This window comes from Pseudarthrobacter sp. B4EP4b (assembly GCF_006680095.1).
In the GTDB taxonomy this organism is placed as follows: Bacteria; Actinomycetota; Actinomycetes; order Actinomycetales; family Micrococcaceae; genus Arthrobacter.
This window is the reverse complement of sequence record NZ_VHIJ01000092.1, coordinates 1-2,752: the sequence shown is the minus strand read 5'-3', so window position 1 is coordinate 2,752 and position 2,752 is coordinate 1. Positions and strand designations below refer to the sequence as shown.

Below are 2,752 nucleotides of genomic sequence, written 5' to 3'. Positions count from 1 at the left end.
AGTTGCGGCCGCCAAAGCGCCAACGCCGGCTCACTTATGGCCGCACCGCCATCGAACCCCAGGCCTAAATGCTGGCCAACGGCCAGGGACGCCATGCGCCGGCCAGGTTGCCTAGCGGGACTTCTGCATCCAGGATTCGGCGGGAGAAAGTAGGGCGTGGTCCGTCTTTCCCACTTTCAGTACCGGATCCGTCGTGCGCTGTCAGCGCATATCCGCTACACCGCTGTCTGCCTACTGGGTAGCGTGCGCCATGTCCACCAGCAACGACTGTGAGCACCCGGCCTCCATCCGGTGTGCTGTGGTCTCAGCCGGTACCTAACATGCATCGCATGCGCACACGGGGGAATGAAAGTCGTGCAGCGCTCCGGCGTGCACTGTGACATATGCGGTCAGCACAAACGTCAGCGGCGCAGCTCCGGGGAGCCGCCGGTGTCACCTTCACAACCTGCAGCGCGTCTGGGGCCTCGGTAGGAGCTCCGCGGGTGCGCCGCGCCCTTATGGAATTCCACGTCGTACACAGCAGCCAGATGTTCAATCAGAGCAAGGGCCACGGAAGGAAGGCCGGCGAACCGCTCCGGGTGGCTGTCCACACCGTAAGAATCCGGGTCGGGCCACCAGCGCCCCATTTTTGTCCTAGGGGATAGGTGTTCCGTCGTCGTAAGTTATCGCCGGCAGTGGCGGCCGAGGGTCTTCCTGCCGCCGTGGCATCCGGGAGTGGATGCACCGGCGGTGACTCGTCCGGTTCTTCCTGCCCGGTCTGCCACCACAGCAATGAGGCCTCGCACCGCTGCCTCATCCGCGCTGCGCAGTCCATCCAGCAGGCGATCGACCTCACTGCTCACTCCTGCCCCCAATAGGAGAATTCGTAGACCATCCAACGTGAGTCCGGCCTCAGCCCGGCAATAGTGTTGTCGGCAAATATGGCCGCAGCAGGCTTGAGCTGGGTGTACTCTTCCAGATCGGAACCAAAGGCCGGCAGGAACCAAAAGAGCCGGCCAGAATCAGCAGCCAGTTCTTCGGCCCGCACTCCGTGCGCGGCGCATAATTCGACGAACTGTCCATAGCCTTCCCGGTGCTTGACCTCATGGGCAGGGGACCGATCCGCGCACTTAGAGCGCACTGCGGCGTGCCATCGGAACCGGGAGCGCGGTTGGCTCCCCGCGGAACAATTCCTCTGCCGATCCTATGCCGCGATCCTGGTCCGAGAAGCAAGAGGAGTGTTCCTCAAAGCCGCGAGCTGACCCCATGAGTGCCCCCCAGGTAGCAGTGACCGAAGTGGCGCCAACGGACGAGTGTCTCATCAGGCCGTTGGAGCCGCTTTGTGCCGAGACTGTCCGATAAACGGTGTGGAGAGCAGACCGGCTTTCAATTTTGGTGTTTCTTCGAACCGGCCGGCGAAGGTAACCGGGACGCGTTTAGTGCCGGTTTCCCCTCATCACCCGGCGTGCCCGACCGCCGCCAGTTGGATCAAGAGATCTTGGTAACCAGGTACAGGCATTGCAGGGCCGCGGTTCCGTTCGGAAACTGCCGGCAGACCTTCACCGCCCTTCGGTATCGTTGCGTTGATTGACTCGTTCGCGGTCGTCGTGGAGAGCACCCCGGATCTCCGCGTCGTACTCAAGGAACGGCACGAATTCAGCCAGGAGGACTCGCAGAGCCGGACCATGGCCGGGTATCGCTGCCCGATTCGGCCGTGAACTCGGCGCACCGGTCCTTCGCCGCTTGCTCGGGCGGGGCCGTGTAAAGGGCTTGAGTGTATTGACGACGCCGTGGCGGTGCTGGCGTCCGGCGTAGCGGAAGCTGTTGCGGATCCGGTGCACGATGTATTGCTGCATGACAGTTCGCTCGCAGGTGGTGGTGATCGCCTCGGGCAGGCCCTTGAGCCCGTCGCAGACGACGATCAACACATCTTCCACGCCCCGGTTCTTCAGCTCGGAAAATACATAGCCAGAGGCAGGCCTCCTCGCCACCGTCGCCGGCCGACATGCCCAGAATCTCCCGCTCCCCGTTGGTGGTGAACCCCACGGCGACGTAGAACGGGGTGTTGCGCACCTGCCCGTCTCGGACCTTGGCTACGGCCGCGGCAATGAAGAGCACCTGCTAGAGCGGATCCAGAGGCCGGGCAAACCAACTGGCGAGCTCCCCGGCGGCCTTCTCCGTGATGCGGCTGATGGTGTCTTTAGAAACTCTGGCCCCGCAGACCTCTTCGATGTGCGCGGCGATTTCCCCCGTGGTCAGCCCCGGGCAGAGAGCGAGAGCACGATCTAATTGGTGCCGTCCCAACGCCGTTTCCGTCTGGGCACGATTCCGCCTCAAACGAGACGTCGCGGGCCCGGGGCGCCTCGATCCCGGTTCGAACGATCTCGGTCAGCACGGGTTTATGTCCTGGTGTCGTTGCGCATCTTGGCTGCGATCCGTGTCTGGCCATGCTCGTGCCCGAAGCGCTCGGTCATCTCGGTTCCAGCGCGGACTTCCAACACAGTCCTCGTTCGTTGCTTCAGCAGGCCACCCGAGCCCACCAGGTTCAAACCCTGCTCCGTGGCTTGCGCGAGCAACCGCTCCACGAGCTCCTTCTGAACGATGATCTCTCCCGTTCCGATATTGCGTTGTTGCTTCTAGCATCCGCCTGCGGGAGCCGCCGTAGTGTGAGGCAGTGCATATGGGTTATTGGTGGGCGTTTTGGTGTCTTTGGGGCGTTGATGGGCCTGTAGTTCCTTGGTTTTTGGGGGTTTTGGGTGGTGTGGGGTGGGGT

At 62.9% G+C, this 2,752-nt stretch carries 3 protein-coding genes and 2 pseudogenes; all 5 read right to left on the bottom strand.

All coding sequences use genetic code 11. From position 1 onward, the window contains the following. Window positions 1-315 precede the first annotated feature (315 nt). Window positions 316-411 (bottom strand): annotated as a pseudogene (locus FNL14_RS23905) (DUF6226 family protein); the annotation flags it as partial. Then, window positions 402-626, bottom strand: a complete 225-nt coding sequence (locus FNL14_RS23900; RefSeq protein WP_370455911.1) for a DUF6226 family protein — start codon at window positions 624-626, stop codon at window positions 402-404. The gene FNL14_RS23900 and the pseudogene FNL14_RS23905, both read right to left, overlap by 10 nt. Window positions 627-838: 212 nt before the next feature. Continuing rightward, on the bottom strand, window positions 839-1,027 hold the full coding sequence (locus FNL14_RS22985; RefSeq protein WP_142065131.1) for a hypothetical protein: 189 nt from the start codon (window positions 1,025-1,027) through the stop codon (window positions 839-841). 511 nt (window positions 1,028-1,538) lie between these two features. Continuing rightward, window positions 1,539-2,283, bottom strand: a pseudogene (locus FNL14_RS23745) (transposase). 95 nt (window positions 2,284-2,378) lie between these two features. Beyond that, on the bottom strand, window positions 2,379-2,564 hold the full coding sequence (locus FNL14_RS23740; RefSeq protein WP_255470977.1) for a hypothetical protein: 186 nt from the start codon (window positions 2,562-2,564) through the stop codon (window positions 2,379-2,381). Window positions 2,565-2,752 lie beyond the last annotated feature (188 nt).